This is a genomic window from Azonexus sp. MM2026_4 (assembly GCF_055901855.1).
The window spans coordinates 3,711,293-3,731,272 of record NZ_CM148380.1 but is presented as its reverse complement, the minus strand read 5'-3'; the positions used below and the strand labels follow the sequence as shown (position 1 = coordinate 3,731,272).

General features: G+C 66.5%; 11 protein-coding genes. 9 read left to right on the top strand and 2 right to left on the bottom strand.

Going from position 1 to position 19,980, the window contains the following annotated elements:
• Positions 1–25 precede the first annotated feature (25 nt).
• Positions 26–1,087, bottom strand: coding sequence for a class 1 fructose-bisphosphatase (locus AC0KWY_RS17550; protein WP_474026766.1), 1,062 nt, complete (start codon positions 1,085–1,087; stop codon positions 26–28).
• 178 nt (positions 1,088–1,265) lie between these two features.
• Between AC0KWY_RS17550 and AC0KWY_RS17545 the strand changes: the two genes are divergently transcribed.
• From AC0KWY_RS17545 to AC0KWY_RS17520, 6 genes are all read left to right on the top strand, one after another.
• Entirely contained in the window at positions 1,266–1,973 is a 708-nt protein-coding gene (locus AC0KWY_RS17545) for an HAD family hydrolase (protein ID WP_474026764.1), read from the top strand.
• A gap of 332 nt (positions 1,974–2,305) precedes the next feature.
• Entirely contained in the window at positions 2,306–3,685 is a 1,380-nt protein-coding gene (locus AC0KWY_RS17540) for a ribulose-bisphosphate carboxylase (protein WP_474026762.1), read from the top strand.
• 59 nt (positions 3,686–3,744) lie between these two features.
• Positions 3,745–4,548, top strand: coding sequence for an AAA family ATPase (locus tag AC0KWY_RS17535; RefSeq protein WP_474026761.1), 804 nt, complete (start codon positions 3,745–3,747; stop codon positions 4,546–4,548).
• 5 nt (positions 4,549–4,553) lie between these two features.
• Positions 4,554–6,845: a nitric oxide reductase activation protein NorD gene (locus AC0KWY_RS17530; protein WP_474026759.1), complete on the top strand. Its 2,292-nt coding sequence runs from the start codon at positions 4,554–4,556 to the stop codon at positions 6,843–6,845.
• Positions 6,846–6,911: 66 nt separating this feature from the next.
• A complete protein-coding gene (locus AC0KWY_RS17525; protein ID WP_474026758.1) occupies positions 6,912–7,865 on the top strand; it encodes a LysR substrate-binding domain-containing protein in 954 nt (317 codons plus the stop codon).
• A 75-nt stretch (positions 7,866–7,940) separates the two neighbouring features.
• On the top strand, positions 7,941–8,537 hold the full coding sequence (locus AC0KWY_RS17520; protein WP_474026756.1) for a TlpA family protein disulfide reductase: 597 nt from the start codon (positions 7,941–7,943) through the stop codon (positions 8,535–8,537).
• 10 nt (positions 8,538–8,547) lie between these two features.
• Here the strand turns inward: AC0KWY_RS17520 and AC0KWY_RS17515 are convergent, their stop codons facing one another.
• Positions 8,548–9,843 carry an NAD(P)-binding domain-containing protein gene (locus AC0KWY_RS17515; RefSeq protein WP_474026754.1) on the bottom strand — a complete coding sequence of 432 codons (1,296 nt, stop codon included), beginning with the start codon at positions 9,841–9,843 and terminating at the stop codon, positions 8,548–8,550.
• A gap of 126 nt (positions 9,844–9,969) precedes the next feature.
• On the opposite strand from AC0KWY_RS17515, the gene AC0KWY_RS17510 reads away from it, so the two are divergent.
• The 3 genes from AC0KWY_RS17510 to AC0KWY_RS17500 all read left to right on the top strand — a co-directional run bounded on the left by AC0KWY_RS17510 (position 9,970) and on the right by AC0KWY_RS17500 (position 19,915).
• Positions 9,970–10,869, top strand: a complete 900-nt coding sequence (locus AC0KWY_RS17510) for a hypothetical protein (RefSeq protein WP_474026753.1) — start codon at positions 9,970–9,972, stop codon at positions 10,867–10,869.
• Positions 10,844–12,673 carry a cytochrome c3 family protein gene (locus AC0KWY_RS17505; RefSeq protein WP_474026751.1) on the top strand — a complete coding sequence of 610 codons (1,830 nt, stop codon included), beginning with the start codon at positions 10,844–10,846 and terminating at the stop codon, positions 12,671–12,673. Before AC0KWY_RS17510 ends, AC0KWY_RS17505 begins: the two co-directional genes overlap by 26 nt.
• A 105-nt stretch (positions 12,674–12,778) precedes the next feature.
• Entirely contained in the window at positions 12,779–19,915 is a 7,137-nt protein-coding gene (locus AC0KWY_RS17500; protein WP_474026750.1) for a cytochrome c3 family protein, read from the top strand.
• Positions 19,916–19,980: the final 65 nt, after the last annotated feature.

Sequence of the window (19,980 nt, the reverse complement as noted above, 5' to 3'; positions counted from 1 at the left end):
CTCCGGGGATAGGAAATGCGGTGGGCTAGTCGCGGAACAGCGAGCGTTCGGCGAACAGCGGCGAGGCGTAGGGGCGGTCGGTACCGGCGTCGAACTCCTGGTGGTAGCGTTCGAGCCGTTCGACTTCCTCGCGCGAACCGAGGATCACCGGCACGCGCTGGTGCAGCGCTTCCGGCGCGACGTCGAGGATGCGCCCGCGGCCGGTGCTGGCGGCGCCGCCGGCCTGCTCGATCAGCATCGCCATCGGGTTGGCTTCGTAGAGCAGGCGCAGGCGCCCGGGCTTGCCCGGGTCCTTGCTGTCCTTGGGATACATGAAGATGCCGCCGCGCATCAGGATGCGATGCACTTCGGCAACCATCGAGGCGATCCAGCGCATGTTGAAATCGGCGCCGCGGTCGCCGGTCTTGCCCGCCTTGCACTCGGCGACGTAACGCTGCACCGGCGGTTCCCAGAAGCGCTCGTTGGAGGTGTTGATGGCGAACTCGCGGGTCGCTGCCGGCACCCGGATGTCGGCATGGGTGAGGATGAAGTTGCCGCTCTCGCGGTCCAGCGTGAAGGCGTGGGTACCGGTGCCGACGCTCAGCACCAGCATGGTCGCCGGCCCGTAGATGGCGTAGCCGGCGGCAACCTGTTCGGCGCCCGGGCGCAGGAAGTCGGCGCTCGTCGCGTCACCGGCCTGCGGCCGCTGCAGGATCGAGAAAATGGTGCCAACCGAAACGTTCACGTCGCTGTTCGACGAGCCGTCGAGCGGGTCGAAGACCAGCAGGTAGCGGCCGCGCGGGTAGGCGTCGGGGATAGTGTAGGGTTCGTCCATCTCCTCCGACGCCATGCCGGCAAGCTGGCCGCCCCATTCGCAGTGGCGCAGGATGGCCTCGTTGGCCAGGACGTCGATCTTCTTCTGCTCTTCGCCCTGCACGTTGGTCGACGCGGCGGAACCGGAAAAGCCGGACAGCGCCCCCTTGCCGACCAGCGCCGAGATGCCCTTGACCGCCGCTGCAACGTCGATCAGCAGGGCGCCCATGTCGCTGTGCTGGCCGCGGGTGTGCTCGATGACGAACTTCGACAGCGTGGTGCGTCCGAATAGCATGATGTCTCCAGTCATTGGTTTGTTACCGTGTTGGAGCTCAAGATAAGTTACTTGTGAATTAAGGCCTAGTCAGTATTTTTTAATTTATTCATAAATCATTGCTGATTAAACAACCCTGAGCCCAGGGTTCAGGATTCCTGACTGGCGATCGCGCGGCCGCCGCACTATCTTGGCGAGCATGCAAACCGCGCCCGCCCTGATCTTCGATGTCGATGGCACGCTCGCCGAAACCGAGCGCGACGGCCACCTGCCGGCGTTCAACGCTGCCTTTGCCGAATTCGGCCTGCCCTGGGTCTGGGACGCCCGCCTCTATGGCGAACTGCTGGCTGTCACCGGCGGCAAGGAACGCATCCGGCATTTCGCCGGACGTTACGATCCGCGGCGGGCGGCCGCGGCGGATTTCGGGGAACTGGTGCAGCAACTGCACCGGGTGAAGACCGCGCACTATGTGCGGCGCGTCGCCGCCGGCGCCATTCCGTTGCGCCCCGGCGTCGCCGAACTGATCGGTGCGGCGCGGGCCGCCGGCTGGCGGCTGGCGATCGCGACGACGACCGCGCCGGAGAATGTACACGCGCTGTTGCGCGCCAGTCTGGCGCCGGATGCTGCCGGCTGGTTCGCGGTGATCGGCGCCGGCGACGTCGTGCCGGCCAAGAAGCCGGCGCCCGACATCTACGACTGGGTGCGCGAGCGCCTGGGCCTGCCGGCCGCCGCCTGTCTCGCCATCGAGGATTCGGCCAACGGCCTGGACGCGGCGTACGCTGCCGGCCTGCGCTGCCTGGTCTGCCGTGGCGAATACTCGCGCGACCAGGACTTCAGCGCTGCCTGGCGGGTGGTCGATAGCCTGCAAGGCATCGCCCCGAAGGACCTGTTTCCCCCTGCACCATGAAAAACGCCGGGAAATCCCGGCGCCGGCAGATCAGTGATACGCCTTCTTCGAGGCCAGCTTCAAAGCCATGAAGCAGGCCAGGCCGAAGATGGCGACGGCAAAGCCGACACCGATGAGGGACAGTTGGTCCATGTGATACCCCGCAGTAGGTAATTTGATCGGAGCGTTTTTGTTTCCCGTCACGCCGAAAAGTTCCCTGGGCTCATCGACCTGATCGTAAATTTTTGCTGAACACCCCGGTAAAAATACGTGACTGTTATTTATCTTTCGCTCTTCCTAATATTCGCTCCATCGCCGCAGCAGACCGCACAACCACACACGGAGACAAGACGATGGACCAATCGAACCGCTACGCCGACCTCAGCCTCAGGGAAGACGACCTGATCGCCGGCGGCCGCCACATCCTCTGCGCCTACAAGATGAAGCCGAAGGCCGGTTACGGTTACCTGGAGGCTGCCGCGCACTTCGCTGCCGAGTCGTCGACCGGCACCAACGTCGAGGTGTGCACCACCGACGAATTCACCAAGGGCGTCGATGCGCTGGTCTATCACATCGACGAGGCCGGCGAGGAGATGCGCATCGCCTATCCGCTCGACCTCTTCGACCGCAACGTGGTCGATGGCCGGATGATGATCGTCTCCTTCCTGACGCTGACCATCGGCAACAACCAGGGCATGGGCGACATCGAATACGCCAAGATGTACGACTTCTACGTGCCGCGCCGCGCCATCGAGCTGTTCGACGGCCCGGCCAAGGACATCGCCGACCTCTGGCGCGTCCTCGGCCGGCCGGTTGTCGATGGCGGTTACATCGCCGGCACCATCATCAAGCCCAAGCTCGGCCTGCGCCCCGAACCCTTCGCCGCCGCCGCCTACCAGTTCTGGCTCGGCGGCGACTTCATCAAGAACGACGAACCGCAGGGCAACCAGGTGTTCGCGCCGGTGAAGAAGGTCATGCCCCTGGTGTACGACGCGATGAAGCGGGCGATGGACGAAACCGGCGAGGCCAAGATCTTCTCCGCCAACATCACCGCCGACTACCACGGCGAAATGATCGCGCGCGGCGAATACATCCTCGAAACCTTCGGCCCGGATGCCGACAAGGTCGCCTTCCTGGTCGACGGTTACGTCGGCGGCCCGGGCATGGTCACCACCGCCCGCCGCTACTTCCCCAACCAGTACCTGCATTACCACCGCGCCGGCCACGGCGCCGTCACCAGCCCGCAGAGCAAGCGCGGCTACACCGCCTACGTGCTGGCCAAGATGAGCCGCCTGCAGGGCGCTTCCGGCATCCACGTCGGCACCATGGGCTACGGCAAGATGGAAGGCGACAAGGACGACCGCGCCATCGCCTACATCATCGAGCGCGACAGCTACAGCGGCCCGGCCTACCACCAGGAGTGGTACGGCATGAAACCGACGACGCCGATCATCTCTGGCGGCATGAACGCGCTGCGCCTGCCCGGCTTCTTCGAAAACCTCGGCCACGGCAACGTGATCAACACGGCGGGCGGCGGCGCCTACGGCCACATCGACAGCCCGGCCGCCGGCGCCAAGTCGCTGCGCCAGGCTTACGAATGCTGGAAGGCCAAGGCCGACCCGATCGAATGGGCGAAGGAACACCCGGAATTCGCCCGCGCCTTCGTCTCCTTCCCGAACGATGCCGACAAGATCTATCCCGGCTGGCGGGAAAAGCTCGGCGTCCATAAGTAAGCATTCACCAACCCCGCTTTGGCGGGGTTTTTTCACCCCAGCCGCAAAGGAAGCCCGCCATGCCCACCGCCGACGACTTCCGGGTTCGCCAGGAACCCTTCTACCAGCCGCAAGGCAAGGAAATCGAACTGTACGAAGCGGCCTACGCCGCCCGCCTGCCGGTCATGCTGAAGGGGCCGACCGGCTGCGGCAAGTCGCGCTTCGTCGAGCACATGGCCTGGAAGCTGGGCAAGCCGTTGATCACGGTGGCCTGCAACGAAGACATGACGGCCGCCGACCTGGTCGGCCGCTTCCTGCTCGACGCCGGCGGCACCCGCTGGCAGGACGGCCCGCTGACGCTGGCGGCGCGCCTCGGCGCCATCTGCTACCTCGACGAGATCGTCGAGGCGCGCCAGGACACGCTGGTCGTCATCCACCCGCTGACCGATCACCGGCGCACGCTGCCGCTCGACAAGAAGGGCGAGCTGGTGGCGGCACACCCCGACTTCCAGCTGGTGATTTCCTACAACCCGGGCTACCAGAGCCTGGTGAAGGACCTCAAGCAATCGACCAAGCAGCGCTTTGCCGCCTTCCAGTTCGACTATCCGGAGAGCGCGCTGGAAACCGCCATCGTCTGCCGCGAGACCGGCATTGCCGCCGACCTCGCCGGGCGTCTCGTCGAACTCGCCCAGGTCGGCCGGCGGCTGAAGGGGCACGGCCTCGACGAAGGCATCTCGACCCGCCTGATCGTCTATGCGGCCAGCCTGATCGGCCAGGGCACCGCGCCGGCCGACGCCTGCCGGATGGCGATGGTGCGGCCGATCACCGACGATCCGGACATCATCGACAGTCTCGACCACGCCATCGCCGCGATTTTCGGCTGAGCATCATGGCCGTCCCCGGCATCCGCCAAGTGGCCGACGCCCGCCAGCGGCTGATGGCCAACCCCGAAGCACAAGCGGCCTGGGCCACGCTCGACTGCGGATTTGCTAGCGTCGCCGACGTCTTCGACGACTGCTACGCGGCGGCGAAGCAAGCGCTCACCGACGACGAACTCCCTGCCTTTCTTGAAACCGCCCGCCTGCTCGGCAAACTGGGCCGGGGTACCGAACCGCCGCTGGCCTTTCTCGAAGGCTGGCCGCGCGTGGTGGCGACGATCCCCCAGGACGAGGCGTTGCCGCTGCTCCTCGAGACCATCGGCGAGTTGCAGAAATCGCCCAACGGCCCAGCCCTGACGCCGCTGCTGCAAACCCTGGGCGGCGTCGCCGAACGCCTGCGCAGCGCGCTGGCGCTCGGCCACTACCTGCGCCTGGTGCGCGATCTGGCGGCACGCACCTCGGGCTCGATCCACGGCCGCCAGGTCACCCAGGCCAGCCCGGCACTGCCCGAATTCCTGCGCGTCGCACCGCAGCTCCTCGCCCTGGTTTCGCTGGCCGGCGTCCGGCGCTGGCTGGAAGACGGCATCCGCCTGAGCGGCGAGCACCCGGAGCGCCTGCGCGAGTATTTCGCGCTGCGCTCGCCGGAAAGCCGCGCCCTGCTCCAGCAACAGCGCGCCGGCACCTTGTTCGCCGACGTCGAGCGCCGCCTCGTCCTCAGCCAGCAGGGTCTGTGGCAGGACGACAGCCTGCTCGTTCCGTACTCGACCGCCTTCATCGAGGCACGCCAGCAGCCCTACCTGGCCGCCGACGGCATGCGCCTGCCGGACGTCCTCGACGAGCGTGCCGGGGTTTCCGGCAGCGACCGCTACCGGGCGATGCTCGCCCACCTGAGCGGCCACCGCCGCTGGAGCACGCCGCTCGTCGCCGACAACTGGAGCCCGCTGCAGCGCCTGAGCGTCGAAGCTTTCGAGGATGCCCGCATCGACGCGTTGATCGTCCATCGCTATCCCGGGCTGCGCCGGATTCTGCTGGCGCTGCACCCGAAGCCGGCCGCCGACGCCTGCGACCCGGCCCGCGAAAATACCTTGCGCCACCGCCTGACCCGGCTGTCGCGCGCCTGCATCGACCGCGATTACCGCGACCCGGACCCGCTGATCGACGAGTTCGCCGACCGTTTCGCCGCGCAACTGGCGGCCGGCGCCGCCTCGACCCGGGCGATGGCCGAACTGGCGCTCGCCTATGCCAGCCGCAGCCGGCTGCCCAGCGACCAGTTCGCCCAGGTGCATTTCGCCGACACCGAGGTCGATTACCGCGACGACAACCGCCATCTGTGGACCTTCATCGAGGCCGGCGACGAGGAGGAATCCTTCACCCCGCCGCCGCGCGCCGCCGCCCCCGAAGCGAACGGCCTGCCGCCGCGTCACTACCCGGAATGGGACGCCGCCAGCCAGAGCTACCTGCCGGACTGGGCGGCGGTCTACGAAGCCCTGCACCCGGCCGGACGCGCCGCCGACATCGACGCGCTGCTTGCCCGCCACGCCGTACTCGCCCGCCGCCTCAAGCGCCTGCTCGACCTGGTCAAGCCGCAGGCCAGGGTGCGCGAGCGCTACCGCGAAAACGGCAGCGAACTCGACCTTGACGTCGCCATCGACGCCCTCGTCGACTGGCAGAGCGGGCGGCTGCCCGAAGCCCGCATCGAAATCAGCCAGCGCACCGCCGGCCGCGACATCAGCGTGCTGCTGCTGCTCGACCTCTCGCAATCGCTCAACGCCACGCTGCCGGGCAGCGGGCAGCGCGTGCTCGACACCGCGCGCGAGGCGGTCGCCCTGCTCGCCTGGGCCATCGACCAGCTTGGCGACGCCTGCGCCATCGCCGGCTTCCACTCGAACACCCGGCACGAGGTCCGCTACCACCACCTCAAGGGCTTCTCGGAAAGCTGGGACGACGCGGTCAAGGCACGCCTGGCGGCCGTCGAAGCCGGCTGGTCCACGCGCCTGGGGGCGGCGCTCCGGCACGGCGGCCGCCAGCTCGCCGCCCGCCGCAGCGAGAGGCGTCTGCTGCTCGTGCTGACCGACGGCGAACCGGCCGACATCGACGTCAGCGACCCCGACTACCTGCTCGCCGACAGCCGCCAGGCGGTCTCCGAACTGGCGGCGAGCGGCATCGACTGCTTCTGCCTCAGCCTCGACCCCAAGGCCGACGCCTACGTGGCGCAAATCTTCGGCCGGCGCTGGCGTGTCCTCGACCGGATCGAGCAGTTGCCCGAGCAGTTGCCGCTGATCTACCTGAATCTGACCCGTTGACGCTGGCCGATGCGACGCCTAGAGTTAAGCGATTCCGAATTTTTCATCGCTCCAGTTCAGAAAAACATGAACTTCGTTCGCAACCTGACCCTGCGCCAGCTCCAGATCTTCGTCGTCGCCGCCCGCCACCTCAGCTACGCCCGCGCCGCCGAGGAGCTGCACCTGACGCCGCCGGCGGTGTCGATGCAACTCAAGCAGCTCGAAGACAACGTCGGCCTGCCGCTGTTCGAGCGCATGGGGCGCGGTGTCGCGCTGACCGGCGCCGGTGAGTTGCTGGTCCATCACGCGCTGCGCATCCTGGGCGAGATCAAGGACGCGGAAGCCAGCCTGCAGGCGCTGAACGGCGCCGAAAGCGGCCAGATTTCGGTCGGTCTGGTCAGCACCGCCAAGTATTTCATGCCGCGCCTGCTCGCCAAGTTCGCCCAGCAGCACCCCGGGGTCGATGTCCAGTTCAGCGTCGGCAACCGCCAGGCGCTCTTGCAGAAGCTGCAGGACAACGCCATCGACCTGGCGATCATGGGCCGCATTCCGCAGGAAATCGACGCGCACGGCGAGCCGATGGCCTGCCACCCCTACGTCCTGATCGCCCCGGCCGACCATCCGCTGCGCGACGCCCGCCGCTTCGAGATGCACGAACTGCGGCACGAGACCTTCCTGCTGCGCGAGGAAGGCTCGGGCTCGCGGCGCGTCGCCGAGGAAATGTTCAAGAACCACCTGTTCACCCCGGCCCGGACGATCAGCATGGGCAGCAACGAAACCATCAAGCAGGCGGTAATGGCCGGCATGGGCGTCAGCCTGCTGTCGCTGCACACCTTGCCGCTGGAACTCAAGACCCACGCCCTGTGCCTGCTCGACGTGGTGGGCACGCCGATCGAGCGCACCTGGTACGTGGTCAACATGAGCGCCAAGCGCCTGATGCCCGCCGCCGCCAAGTTCCGCGCCTTCCTGCTCGATGAAACGGCGCCCGCCCTGATCCAGGAATTCGACCGCCACCTGCTGAATCCTGCGCCGCCAAAATAGTTTTCACCGCCCCACTTCCCGCCAGACGATGGCCCCAGGCCGAGCCCGCTCCCTTCACGCATCAGACAAGTCCGCATGACCTCCCGCATTTGGCCCTTTCACACCGCCGCCCGCGCCGGGCACCCCGCCGTTCGGCCCCGCCTTGCGCCAGCAGGGGAACGCTGGCTGCGCCGGGTGATTTTCCCGATCTGCCTGCTCGCGCAGTGCGCGCTGGTCGCCGCCGCAACTCCCGGCGAGGTGGCGATCGGCGAGCAACTGCGCGACCTCGAGATGCGTGGCCTGTCGGGCGCCAATGCGCGGCTCGCGTCATTCCGCGGGAAGCCCTTGCTGATCAACGTCTGGGCCAGCTGGTGCGGGCCATGCCGCCAGGAGATGGCCTCCCTCGACCGCCTGGCGCAGCGTTACGACGGCAAGGCGTTCAACCTGATCGGCATCTCCACGGACGACGAGCGTGGCGCCGCCGCCGACTTCCTGCGCCGTTCCGGCAGCCGTTTCCGACACTACATCGACAGCGGCCTGCAACTGGAAAACATGCTCGGCGCCGATCGCCTGCCGATGACCCTCCTGGTCTCAGCGGAGGGTCGGGTCATCAAGAGGATCGCCGGTGCCCGCGAATGGGACAGCCCGGAGTCGATCAACCTGATCGTGCACGCCTTCCGGCTGGCGCAGTGAGGCGGCGCGTCTACTCGCCGTAGTGCGTGTTGACCTGGATGCCGAGCTTGCGCAGCATGGCGCCGGGCAGCTCGCCGCCGGCGCAGACGATGACCGCGTCGTTGGGCAGTTCGAGCTGGCGTTCCTGCAACTGCAAGGTCACGCTGTGGCGCTCGATGCGCAGCGTCTGGCTGGCCAGCAGCTGATCGATCCGCCGGTTGGCGACGGCCTCGGCCAGGCGCTCGCGGTTCTTCGGCTTGACCCGGTCGAAGGCCTGGCCGCGATAACTCAGCGTGACCCGGGTTCCTGGTTCGGCGGCCAGATCAAGCGCGGCCTCCAGCGCGCTGTCGCCACCGCCGACGACGAGCACCCGCTGGCCACGGTACTGTGAGGCATCGATCAGGCGATAGACGACTTTCGCCTGCTCCTCGCCCGGCACGCCGAGCTTGCGCGGCGTGCCGCGGCGGCCGATGGCGAGCAGGATGTTGGCCGTGCGATAAGTGCCGCGGGCCGTTCGTAGTTCGAAGGCCTCGCCGGCGCGGCTGATCTCTTCCATGCGCTCGCTGAAACGGATGTTCGGCCTGGCTTTGTCGAGCACGCCCTGCCAGATCGTCATCAACTCCTCCTTGGTGATTTCGCGGACCTTGATTTCACCGATCAGCGGCAGGTTCATCGGCACCGTCATCACCAGCTTGTTGCGCGGATAGTGGTAAGTCGTGCCGCCCAGGGAATCCTCCTGTTCGAGCGTCACATAACGCAGGCCGGCCCGCTCGGCGGCGAGCGAGGCCGCAATGCCGGCCGGCCCGGCGCCGACGATGACGAGATCGAGCTCGGCAGCGCCGCGCGGGCGCCGGGTGATGCTCTCGACCGCCTGTACCCCCTGGCGCGTCGCATTGCGGATCAGCCCCATGCCGCCCAGTTCGCCGGCGATGAAGATCCCGGGAACATTGGTCGCGAAATCCGGCCCGACTTCCGGGATATCCACCCCGCGTTTGGCGGTACCGAACACCAGCTTGATCGCACCGACCGGGCAGGCGGCGGCACAGGCGCCGTGGCCGATGCAGTGGCTGGGATTGATCAGCACGCCCTTGCCGTCGATGACCCCCAGGGCCCGCTCCGGACAGGCGGCGACGCAGGCGCCTGAGCCCATGCAGACCGACAGGTCGAGCACTGGGTGCAGCGACGGTGGCTCGGTCAGACCCGCCGCCGCCGCTTCCTGCAAGACGGCCTGATGGCAGGCCGAGCGACGTGTCTGACGGTGCACGTGCCAGAACAGCGGAAGCAGAACGAGCAGCGCGGGCGGCAGGTAGTAATAGATATTTGACATAAATTCAGGCTACCAGGATCGAAACGTGTTCGCTCCGAGGAATTTTGTTATCCTATATGCGTGTGAAATTTTACCGCGTAAATTCGACCATGGCGAATCAGCTGGGCGAACGGGGCAGGGGATCGTGTGAAGCGAGAGGATCAAGTCATTAACCGCATGCTGCAGGAAGCGCCGCTCGGCACGGGACAGCGCCGGCTGCTTCTCGGCTTGTGGTTTGCGCTGGGAGCGGCGCTGGGCGCCCTCGGCAAATGGGTGCATGACCGCGAGATCTATACGGCAGATTCGGATTTCGGCTATTACCTGGGCCTGGTCGGCGGTCTGCTGATGCTGTCTCTGCTGCTTTACCCCTTGCGCAAGCGCCAGGTGCTTTTCGGCGAGCGTTGCGGCCGGATGCAGCACTGGTTCCGCTTCCATGTCTGCGCCGGCATCTGCGGGCCACTGCTGGTGCTTTTCCATTCGACCTTCCGCACCGGCTCATTGAATGCCACTGCCGCCCTTTACGCTATGCTGCTGGTCGTCGTGAGCGGGATCATCGGCCGTTTCATTTACCGCCATGTCAGCGCCGGCCTGCATGGCCGGCGCCTGCAACTCTCCGAGCTGACGCAGGAGCTGGATGCAACCGCCCAGGAAATGGGGGCGGTTTATGTCGAGTGCCCGGCGTGCGAACAGCAACTGGAGGCTTTCCGCGCCCATGCGCTGGCCCGCGAGGCATCGCTGGCGGCTCGCGCCTGGAAATTCGCGTCCCTGCGGCTTCAGGGCCGACGGCTCGCCCGGCGCCTGTGCGCCGAAACCCGGCAAGCTTCGCAACAACGGCTGGCCGAGTCCGGAACGCCCCCCTCGGTGGCGGCACTCGGCCTGCAGCTGGCCCAGTTCAGGATCGAGCGCCATATCCGCCTGGTGATCGCCGTAAGCCAATTGGCCCGTTGGGAACGCCTGTTTTCGCTCTGGCATGTCGTGCATCTGCCTTTCCTCTACCTGCTGGCGTTCAGCGGAATCGTCCATGTCATCGCCGTACACATGTATTAGGCAGTTCGGCCGCTGGCTTTGCCTCGCGGCCGGTCTGCTACTGGCGTTCGGCGCGTACGGGCAGTCGGTCGAAAAGGCCCTGATGCCGGGCGAGGTGATCCAGGGACACGCCAAGTACGAGCAGCAGTGCGAGCAGTGCCACCGGCGCTTCGACAAGAAAGCACAGAACCAACTCTGTCTCGACTGCCACAAGGAGATCGCCGGCGACGTCAAAAACCGCCGGCGACTGCACGGCAAGTCCAGCGAAAAGACCTGCCACAACTGCCACACGGAGCACAAGGGACGCGGCGCCCGCATCGCCGTCGTCGACAAGAAGAAGTTCGACCACGGACAGACCGACTTCGACCTGCGCGGCGCACACCGCGAGGCGCGCTGCGACAGTTGCCACCGGGCCGGCACCCGCTACCGCGAGACAGCGCATGCCTGCATCGACTGCCACAAGAAGGACGACCAGGAAAAGGGGCACCAGGGCCATCTCGGCAGCAAGTGCGAGTCCTGTCACGGCGAGAAGAACTGGACGGAAACCCGCTTCGACCACGAAAAGACCAAGTTTCCGCTGCGCGGCGGCAAGCACCAGGACGTCAAGTGCAAGTCTTGTCACGAAGACAAGACCTACCGCAACACGCCGCTGACCTGCAACGGCTGCCACGAGAAAATCGATCAGGAAAAGGGACACCGCGGGCGCTATGGCACCAAGTGCGAGTCCTGCCATGACGACCGGAGCTGGAAGGAAAGCATCTTCGAGCACGATCAGGATACCGATTACCCGCTACGCGGCAAGCATCGGCAGGCCAAGTGCAATACCTGCCACCTGCCCGAGAAGGGCCCCATCTACAAGGTCAAGCTGCCGACCCGCTGTTATTCCTGCCACAAGGCCGACGATCAGAAGAAGGGGCACCGCGGCGAACTGGGTGAAAAGTGCGAGAACTGCCACAACGAACGCGGCTGGAAAACCACCGCCTTCGATCACGAGACCAGCAAGTTTCCGCTGCGCGACAAACACAAGGATGCCAAGTGCGAGTCCTGTCACAAGCTCAGCGCCGGCGCCGGGCCGCGCCAGTACAAGGTGGACACGGCCTGCATCAGTTGCCACCGCAAGAACGACGAGGAAAAGGGGCACCGCGGGCGCTACGGCGAAAAATGCGGCAGCTGCCATTCGGCGCGCGACTGGAAAAGCAGCAGCTACGACCATGATCGGGAAACGCGCTATCCGCTGAAGGGCAAGCACCGCGAAACCCGTTGCGACAACTGCCATTTGCCCGAGAAGGGCAATATCTTCCGCAGCAAGCTGGAGAGCCAGTGCATTGCCTGCCACCGCAAGGACGACAAGCACAAGGGGCAACTCGGCAGCAAATGCGAGTCCTGCCACGATGAAAAGAAATGGAAGGACACGCCCTTCGATCACCGCTTGTCGCGTTTTCCGCTGACCGGCAGTCACGTCCGCGTCGAATGCCGGAAATGCCACGAGACGCCGGCCTTCAAGGATGCACCGACGGCGTGCAACGCCTGCCACGACAAGGACGACAAGCACAAGGGCGGCTTTGGCAGGAAATGCGAGACCTGCCACTACACGGGAACCTGGAAAAGCTGGGATTTCGATCACAGCACGACGCGCTTTCCGCTGACCGGCGGTCACCGCCGCATCGACTGCCGCGACTGCCACAAAGGAGGCGCCGGGCGGCCGGAAAAACCGGTCCGCGCCTGCGTCGCCTGCCACATCGCCGACGACGTCCATCACGGCGGATTCGGTGCCCAGTGCGAACACTGCCATGTCGATAGCAACTGGCGACAGGTAAAACACTAGCCCCTACAAACTGTGTGTGATAAATTCCCACAAAATCGGCGCTCAGTTCATGGCGTCGCCCCTTCTGATTGTGGATACGCCTGACTGAATCAACGGTTTAACGCCTTGCGACGCTTCCTGCGCCAAATCCTCCTCCTTCTCGCCGTCGCCTGGAGCTTGCTCGGGCAGCAGCCGGCCGCGCTCGGCCAGGAGGGGCACACGTTGCGCTTCGACCACGCCACCACCGGTTTTCTGCTCGACAATACCCACCGGAGTGTCGCCTGCGAGTCCTGCCACACCAACGGCGTCCTGCGCGGCACGCCACGCGCCTGCGTCAACTGCCATGCCGGACCGGGCGCGCGGGCGCCGGGCAAGCCGGCCAGCCACATTCCGACGACGGCGGCCTGTGACAGCTGCCACCGCTCAGGTGCGACATCCTGGGCCGACAAACCGAGTGGTTTCGTCCAGGCGGGCGGCGGGCACGGCATCCGGCCGGAAGTCGGCGTCACTGCGAGCAACTGCCAGAGCTGCCACAGCGGCGGACACCTGGGCGCCAATGCGCAGGCCAAACCGGCGACCCACATCCAGACGACAGCGAGCTGCGGAAGCTGCCACGGCACGACCGCCTGGTTGCCGGCGGCCAATCCGCACGCCGGCGTCCAGCCGGGAACCTGTACCAACTGTCACGACGGAGGCAAGGCCACCGGCAAGAAAGTCGACCACGTGCCGACGGCGGCGGCCTGCGATACCTGTCACCAAGGATTTACCGCCTTCTCCCCGGCGCGGATGAATCACGCCGGGCTCAACGGACAATGCGCCTCCTGTCACAGCGGCCGCTACACCACTCAGGGAGCGCAAAGCAAACCGGCGACACACATCCCGACGCCAGCGGGGGCGCAATGCGATAGCTGCCACCATTCGACGACGTCCTGGGCGACGGTCAGCTTCGATCATGCCAACCCGGCCTTGCGCCCGCCCGGCAAACCCTGCGCCGACTGCCACAACGGTACGACCAGCGGACTCGGCAAACCGCCGTCGCATGTCCCGACCAGTGCCGCCTGCGATTCCTGCCACAGCAACTTCACCAGCTTCCGGCCGGCCCGGATGAATCACGCCGGGACCCAGGGGCAATGCCTGTCCTGTCACAACGGCGCCTTCCAGTCGGTGAATGCCCAGGGGCGCTCGGGACGGCATATTCCGACCAATCTCCAGTGCGACTCCTGCCATACCGGCGGCTTCCTCTCCTGGAGCCCGGCCCGGATGAATCATGGCGGGCTCGACCGGCAGTGTTCGAGCTGCCACAGCGGCGGTTACCTGGCCCAGAATGCCCAGGTCAAACCGGCGACGCATATCGCCACCTCGGCCCAGTGCGATACCTGCCATGCCTCGACCAGCACCTGGGCGACCGCCGTCTTCAACCATGCCGCGGCGAGCACGCCGGTCAGCGGGCGTTGCTCGACCTGTCACGACGGCAGCCAGGCACTCGGCAAGCCGACCAACCATGTCCCGACCAGCGCCCAGTGCGACAGCTGCCACAAGACGTTTGCCGGCTTCGCCAGCGTCACGATGAACCATGCTGGCAGCGCCGGCAATTGCGCCAGCTGCCACAACGGCAATTTCGCTTTCGCCAATGCCCAGGCCAAACCGGCGACGCACATCCCGACCACCCGCCAGTGCGACAGCTGTCACACCGGCGGCTATGCCACCTGGTCGCCAGCCGCAATGAACCACGAGGGGCTGGCCGGACAGTGCGCCACCTGCCACAACGGCGGCTATGTCTCCCAGAACGCACAGCAGAAGCCGGCAAGCCACGTCAGCACGACGCGGCAATGCGATAGCTGCCACCAGTCCACGAAATCCTGGGCGACCGTCAGTTTCGCCCACGACAGCAGCGCCGCCGGTCGCTGCGATAGCTGTCACGGCAGCCGGGCCCTGGGCAAGCCGACCAATCACATCCCGACCACGGCACAGTGCGACAGCTGCCACAAGAATTTCTCGTCCTTCCAGCCGGCCGCGATGAATCATGCGGCGACGGCGAGCGTCGCCTGTGCCACCTGCCACGGCGGCGCCTATGTCGCGCAGAACGCGCTGGCCAAACCGGCGACCCACATCCAGACCAGCCAGTCCTGCGACACCTGTCACGGCAACGGCTACCAGAGCTGGGCCACGGTCAGCTTCGCGCATACGCCCCAGGTTCTGCAGGGCAAGACCTGCGCCGACTGCCACAACGGTGTCAGCGCCCTCGGCAAGCCGGCCGCCCACATTCCGACCAGCGCCAGTTGCGACAGCTGTCACGGCACCAGCTTCACCGCCTTCAAGCCGGCCCGCATGAATCATGCGACGAGCGCCGGCGTCGCCTGTGCCAGCTGCCACAGCGGCGCCTACACCAGCCTGGGCGCACAAGCCAAGTCGGCGGCGCATATCCCGAGCAGCGCCGCCTGCGACAGCTGCCACAAGGATGCCAGCTACACCACCTGGTCGCCGGCGCAGATGAATCACAGCGGTCTCAGCCAGTGCTCGACCTGCCACAGCGGCGGCTACCTGGCCCAGAACGCCCAGCAAAAACCGGCGACCCACATTGCGACGAGCGCCGAATGCTCGAGCTGCCACAAATCGACCACCAGCTGGGCGACGCAGACTTTCGACCATGCCTCGGTACCGGTCCGCATCGGCAGCGGCAACTGCGCCAGCAACTGCCACAACGGCACCGCCGGGCGCGGCCTGACCAAACCGGCAACGCACATTCCGACCAGCGCGGCCTGCGATAGCTGCCATACCAATTTCACCGCCTTCGCGCCCGCCGCGATGAACCACGCCGGCCTTGCCGGGCAGTGCCAGAGCTGTCACGGCGGCGCATATACCGCGGTCAATGCGCGGGCCAAGCCGGCCAGCCACGTGACGACGACCGCCCAGTGCGATACCTGCCATGCCTCGACCAGCAGTTGGGCGACGGTCGCCTACGTCCACGACAGCACGGCCTGGGGACGTTGTGCCAGCTGCCACAATGGATCGACCGCGCTTGGCATGCCTGGCGGCCACATTCCAACGGCGGGCCAGGCCTGCTCGGACTGCCACAAGAACTTCAGCAGTTTCAAGCCGGCCCAGATGAACCACACGGCGACTGCCGGCCAGTGTTCGACCTGCCACAACGCGAGCTATGCGGCGAAGAACGCGCAACCCATGCCGAGCAGCCACATCCGGGTCAGCGAGCAGTGCGACAGCTGCCACAAGAGCGGCTACGTCAACTGGTCGCCGGCGACGATGGACCACAACCTGGCGTCGGTGAAGGCGCAAAGCTGCGCCACCTGCCACAGCGGTGCCTATCTTGCCCAGAATGCCCAGCAGAAGCCGCCCAGCCACGTCAGCACGAGCCAGTCCTGCGACACCTGCCACCGCTCGACGACGTCGTGGTCCACCGCCGTCAACTATGTCCATCCCAACAGTGTCGTGATCGGCAAGGGCGGCTGCGCCAGCTGCCATAACGGCGGCAGCGCGCTCGGCAAGCCGGCCGGACACATTCCGACGAACGCTCAGTGCGACAGTTGCCATGCCACGTTCACCGCTTTCGCGCCGGCCGCCATGAACCACGCCGGCACGGCCGGACAATGCGCGACCTGCCACAACGGCACCTACAACGTCGTCAATGCGCAGGCCAAGCCGGCCACCCACATCACGACCACCCAATCCTGCGACACCTGCCACACGACCACCGCCTGGAAACCGACCGCCTTCGCCCACCAGGGGGTCAGCGCCGGCAGTTGCAGCAACTGTCACAACGGCAGCAACGCACGCGGCAAGAATGCCGGGCATATCCCGACCACCGCCGCCTGCGACAGTTGCCACAAGAATTACGCCGCCTTCGCTCCCGCCCAGATGAACCATGCCGGACTCGCCGGGCAATGCGCGACCTGCCACGCCGGCGGCTACCTCGCGGTGAACGCCCAGGTCAAACCGGCAACGCACGTCGCGACGACGGCGCAGTGCGACACCTGCCACGGCTCGACGACCAGCTGGGCGACGGTCAGCTACGCGCACCCGGCGAGCGCGGCCGGCAGCTGCGACAGCTGCCACGGCAAGACGGCGCTCGGCAAGCCGACCAACCACGTTCCGACCAGCGCGCAATGCGACAGCTGCCACAGCAATTTCACCGCCTTCAAGCCGGCCCGGATGAATCACGCCGGGACCGCGAGCAAATGTTCGTGGTGCCACAGCGGCAACTACACTTTTGCCAACGCCCAGGCCAAGCCGGCGGCGCACATTCCGGTCAGCGAGCAGTGCGATAGCTGCCACCGCAACGGTTTCGTCGCCTGGTCGCCGTCGCTGATGGACCACAGCCTGAGCAGCGTCAAGGCCCAGGGCTGCTCAACCTGCCATGGCGGCGCCTATCTCTCGCAAAACGCGCAGAGCAAGCCGGTGACCCATATCGCGACCAGCGAGCAGTGCTCGACCTGCCATCAGTCGACGACCTCCTGGTCGACCAACGTCAGTTACCGGCACGCGGCAAACGTCACCATCGGCGGTGGCGGCTGCGCCACCTGCCACAACGGGACGACCGCGCTCGGCAAATCGACCAACCACCTGCCGACCAGCGCCCAGTGCGACAGCTGCCACCAGAATTTCACCGCCTTCGCCCCGGCGCGGATGAATCACGCCGGCACCGCCAACAACTGCGCGAGTTGCCATGGTGGCGCCTACACTACGCTGGGCGCACGCGCCAAACCGGCGACCCACGTTCCCAGCACCCAGTCCTGCGACACCTGCCACACGACCACCGCCTGGAAGCCGACCAGCTTCACCCACAGCGGCGTCACCGGCGGCAGTTGCGCCACCTGCCACAACGGCAGCAACGCAACAGGCAAGAGCACGACGCATATTCCCACCTCGGCGGCCTGCGACAGCTGTCACAAAAATTACGTCGCCTTCGCCCCGGCCCAGATGAACCACACCGGCCTCGCCGGCCAGTGCGCCAGTTGTCATGGCGGCGCCTATGTCGCGGTGAATGCGCAAAGCAAGCCGGCCAGCCACGTCAGCACCAACGCGCAGTGCGATACCTGCCACAGCTCGACGACGAGCTGGGCAACGGCGAGCTTCGTCCACGCCAGCCCGCCGGGCGTCTGCGCCAACTGCCACAACGGCACGACGGCGCTGGGCAAACCGACGACGCATATTCCGACCAGCGCCGCCTGCGATAGCTGCCACAAGAACCAGCAGTCCTTCAAGCCGGCCACGATGAACCACACCGGTCTCGCCGGCCAGTGTTCGACCTGCCATGGCGGCGCCTACGTCGCGGTCAATGCGCTGGCCAAGCCGACCACGCACATTCCAGTGACGGCGCAGTGCGATACCTGCCACACCCGCGGCTTCACCGCCTGGTCGCCGGCGACGATGGTGCATGGCGCGGCGACCGCCGGCCAGTGCTCGACCTGCCACAGTGGCGCCTACCTCAGTCAGAACGCCCAGAGCAAGCCGGCAACGCATACGCCGACCAGCGCCCAGTGCGACAGCTGCCACAAATCGACGACCTCGTGGTCCACCAACATGAACTACACGCACGCGCCGTCGATCAGCATCGGCAACGGTGGCTGCTCGACCTGCCACGGCGTCAGCGCGCTCGGCAAATCGACCAACCACGTGCCGACCAGCGGTCAGTGCGATAGCTGCCACAAGAACTTCACGGCCTTTGCGCCGGCCGCGATGAACCATGCCGGAACTGCCGGCGCCTGCGCCACCTGCCACAGCGGCAGCTATACCTCGCTGAATGCCCAGGCCAAGCCGGCAAGCCACCTGCCAACCAGCCAGTCCTGCGACGCCTGTCACGGCACGACCGCCTGGAAGCCGGCAAGCTACTCGCACACCGGCGTTACCGCCGGCAGTTGCGCCGGCTGTCACAACGGCAGCACCGCCCTCGGCAAGCCGGCCAGCCACATTCCCACCAGCGCCGCCTGCGACAGTTGCCACAAGAACTACGTCGCCTTCGCCCCGGCCCAGATGAACCACGCGGGCAGCGCCGGCAAGTGCAGCAGTTGCCACGGCGGCGCCTATGTCGCGGTCAATGCCCAGAGCAAGCCGGCCAGCCACGTCGCAACCAGCGCGCAATGCGACACCTGCCATGCGTCGACCACCACCTGGAGCACCCCCAACTTCACGCACCCGGCGAGCGCCGCCGGCACCTGCGCCAACTGCCACAACGGCACGGTCCGCGGCGCCCTGGCCAAGCCGGCGACGCACATTCCGACGACGGCGCAATGCGACACCTGCCACCAGAACTACAGCGCCTTCGCGCCGACCCGGATGAGCCATGCCGGCAGCGCCGGCAACTGCGCGAGCTGCCATGGCGGCAGCTACGTCGCGCAGCATGCGCTGGCCAAGCCGACGGCACACATTCCGACGACTGCGCAATGCGATAGCTGCCACAAGAACTTCACGGCTTTCGCGCCGGCCACCATGAACCACGCGGGGAGCAGCGGCCAGTGCGGCAACTGCCACAACGGCGCCTTCACCGCTCAGAATGCCCAGGCCAAGCCGGCAAGCCACATCCAGACGACGCAGTCCTGCGACAGCTGTCACACGACGACGGCCTGGTCGCCGACCAGCTTCGCGCACACGGCAGCCCAGCTCGCCGGCAAGACCTGCGCCAACTGCCATAACGGGACGACGGCAAGCGGCAAACCTGCCCTCCACATCCCGACCAGCCAGTCCTGCGAGGTCTGCCATCGCACGGGCGGCGCCTGGTTGCCGACGATCACGCCGTACGCGCACACCGGGGTTGCCGCGGGTAGCTGCGCGACCTGCCACACCGCCAGTTATCCCGGAATGGACTTCAAACCCGCTTCGCATCTGCCGACCACGGCCGCCTGCGACGCCTGCCACAACCGCAACGCGTGGACGCCGGTAGCCAGCTTCACCCACGCTGGGGTGGCGGCCGGGACCTGCGCGACCTGCCACGACACCCGCTTTGTCGGCGTCGTCGCCAAGCCGAGCAACCATATTCCGACGACGCTGAGCGGCCTGCCCGGCAACGAGTGCTCCAATTGCCACACCAGCACCGCTTCGTTTGCCACGGTCCGCATGAATCACGGCGCGGCGGCACCGAGCGGACTGATTTGCAAGACCTGCCACCTGAGCGGCACCAGCTTCCTCGGCGGCATGGAGAAGAAATCGCTGACCCACGAGAGCCGGACGACCAAGGCGACCGACTGTTCGGCTGCCGGCTGCCACAAACCGCTGGGTTCCAAAGGCAAGCTCTTTACGGCATGGGATTAAGCGTGAGTGAAGGAATGATCTGGAGAAACCTTCTCCGAGTTGCGCTGCGCGCTTGCCGGAATAGC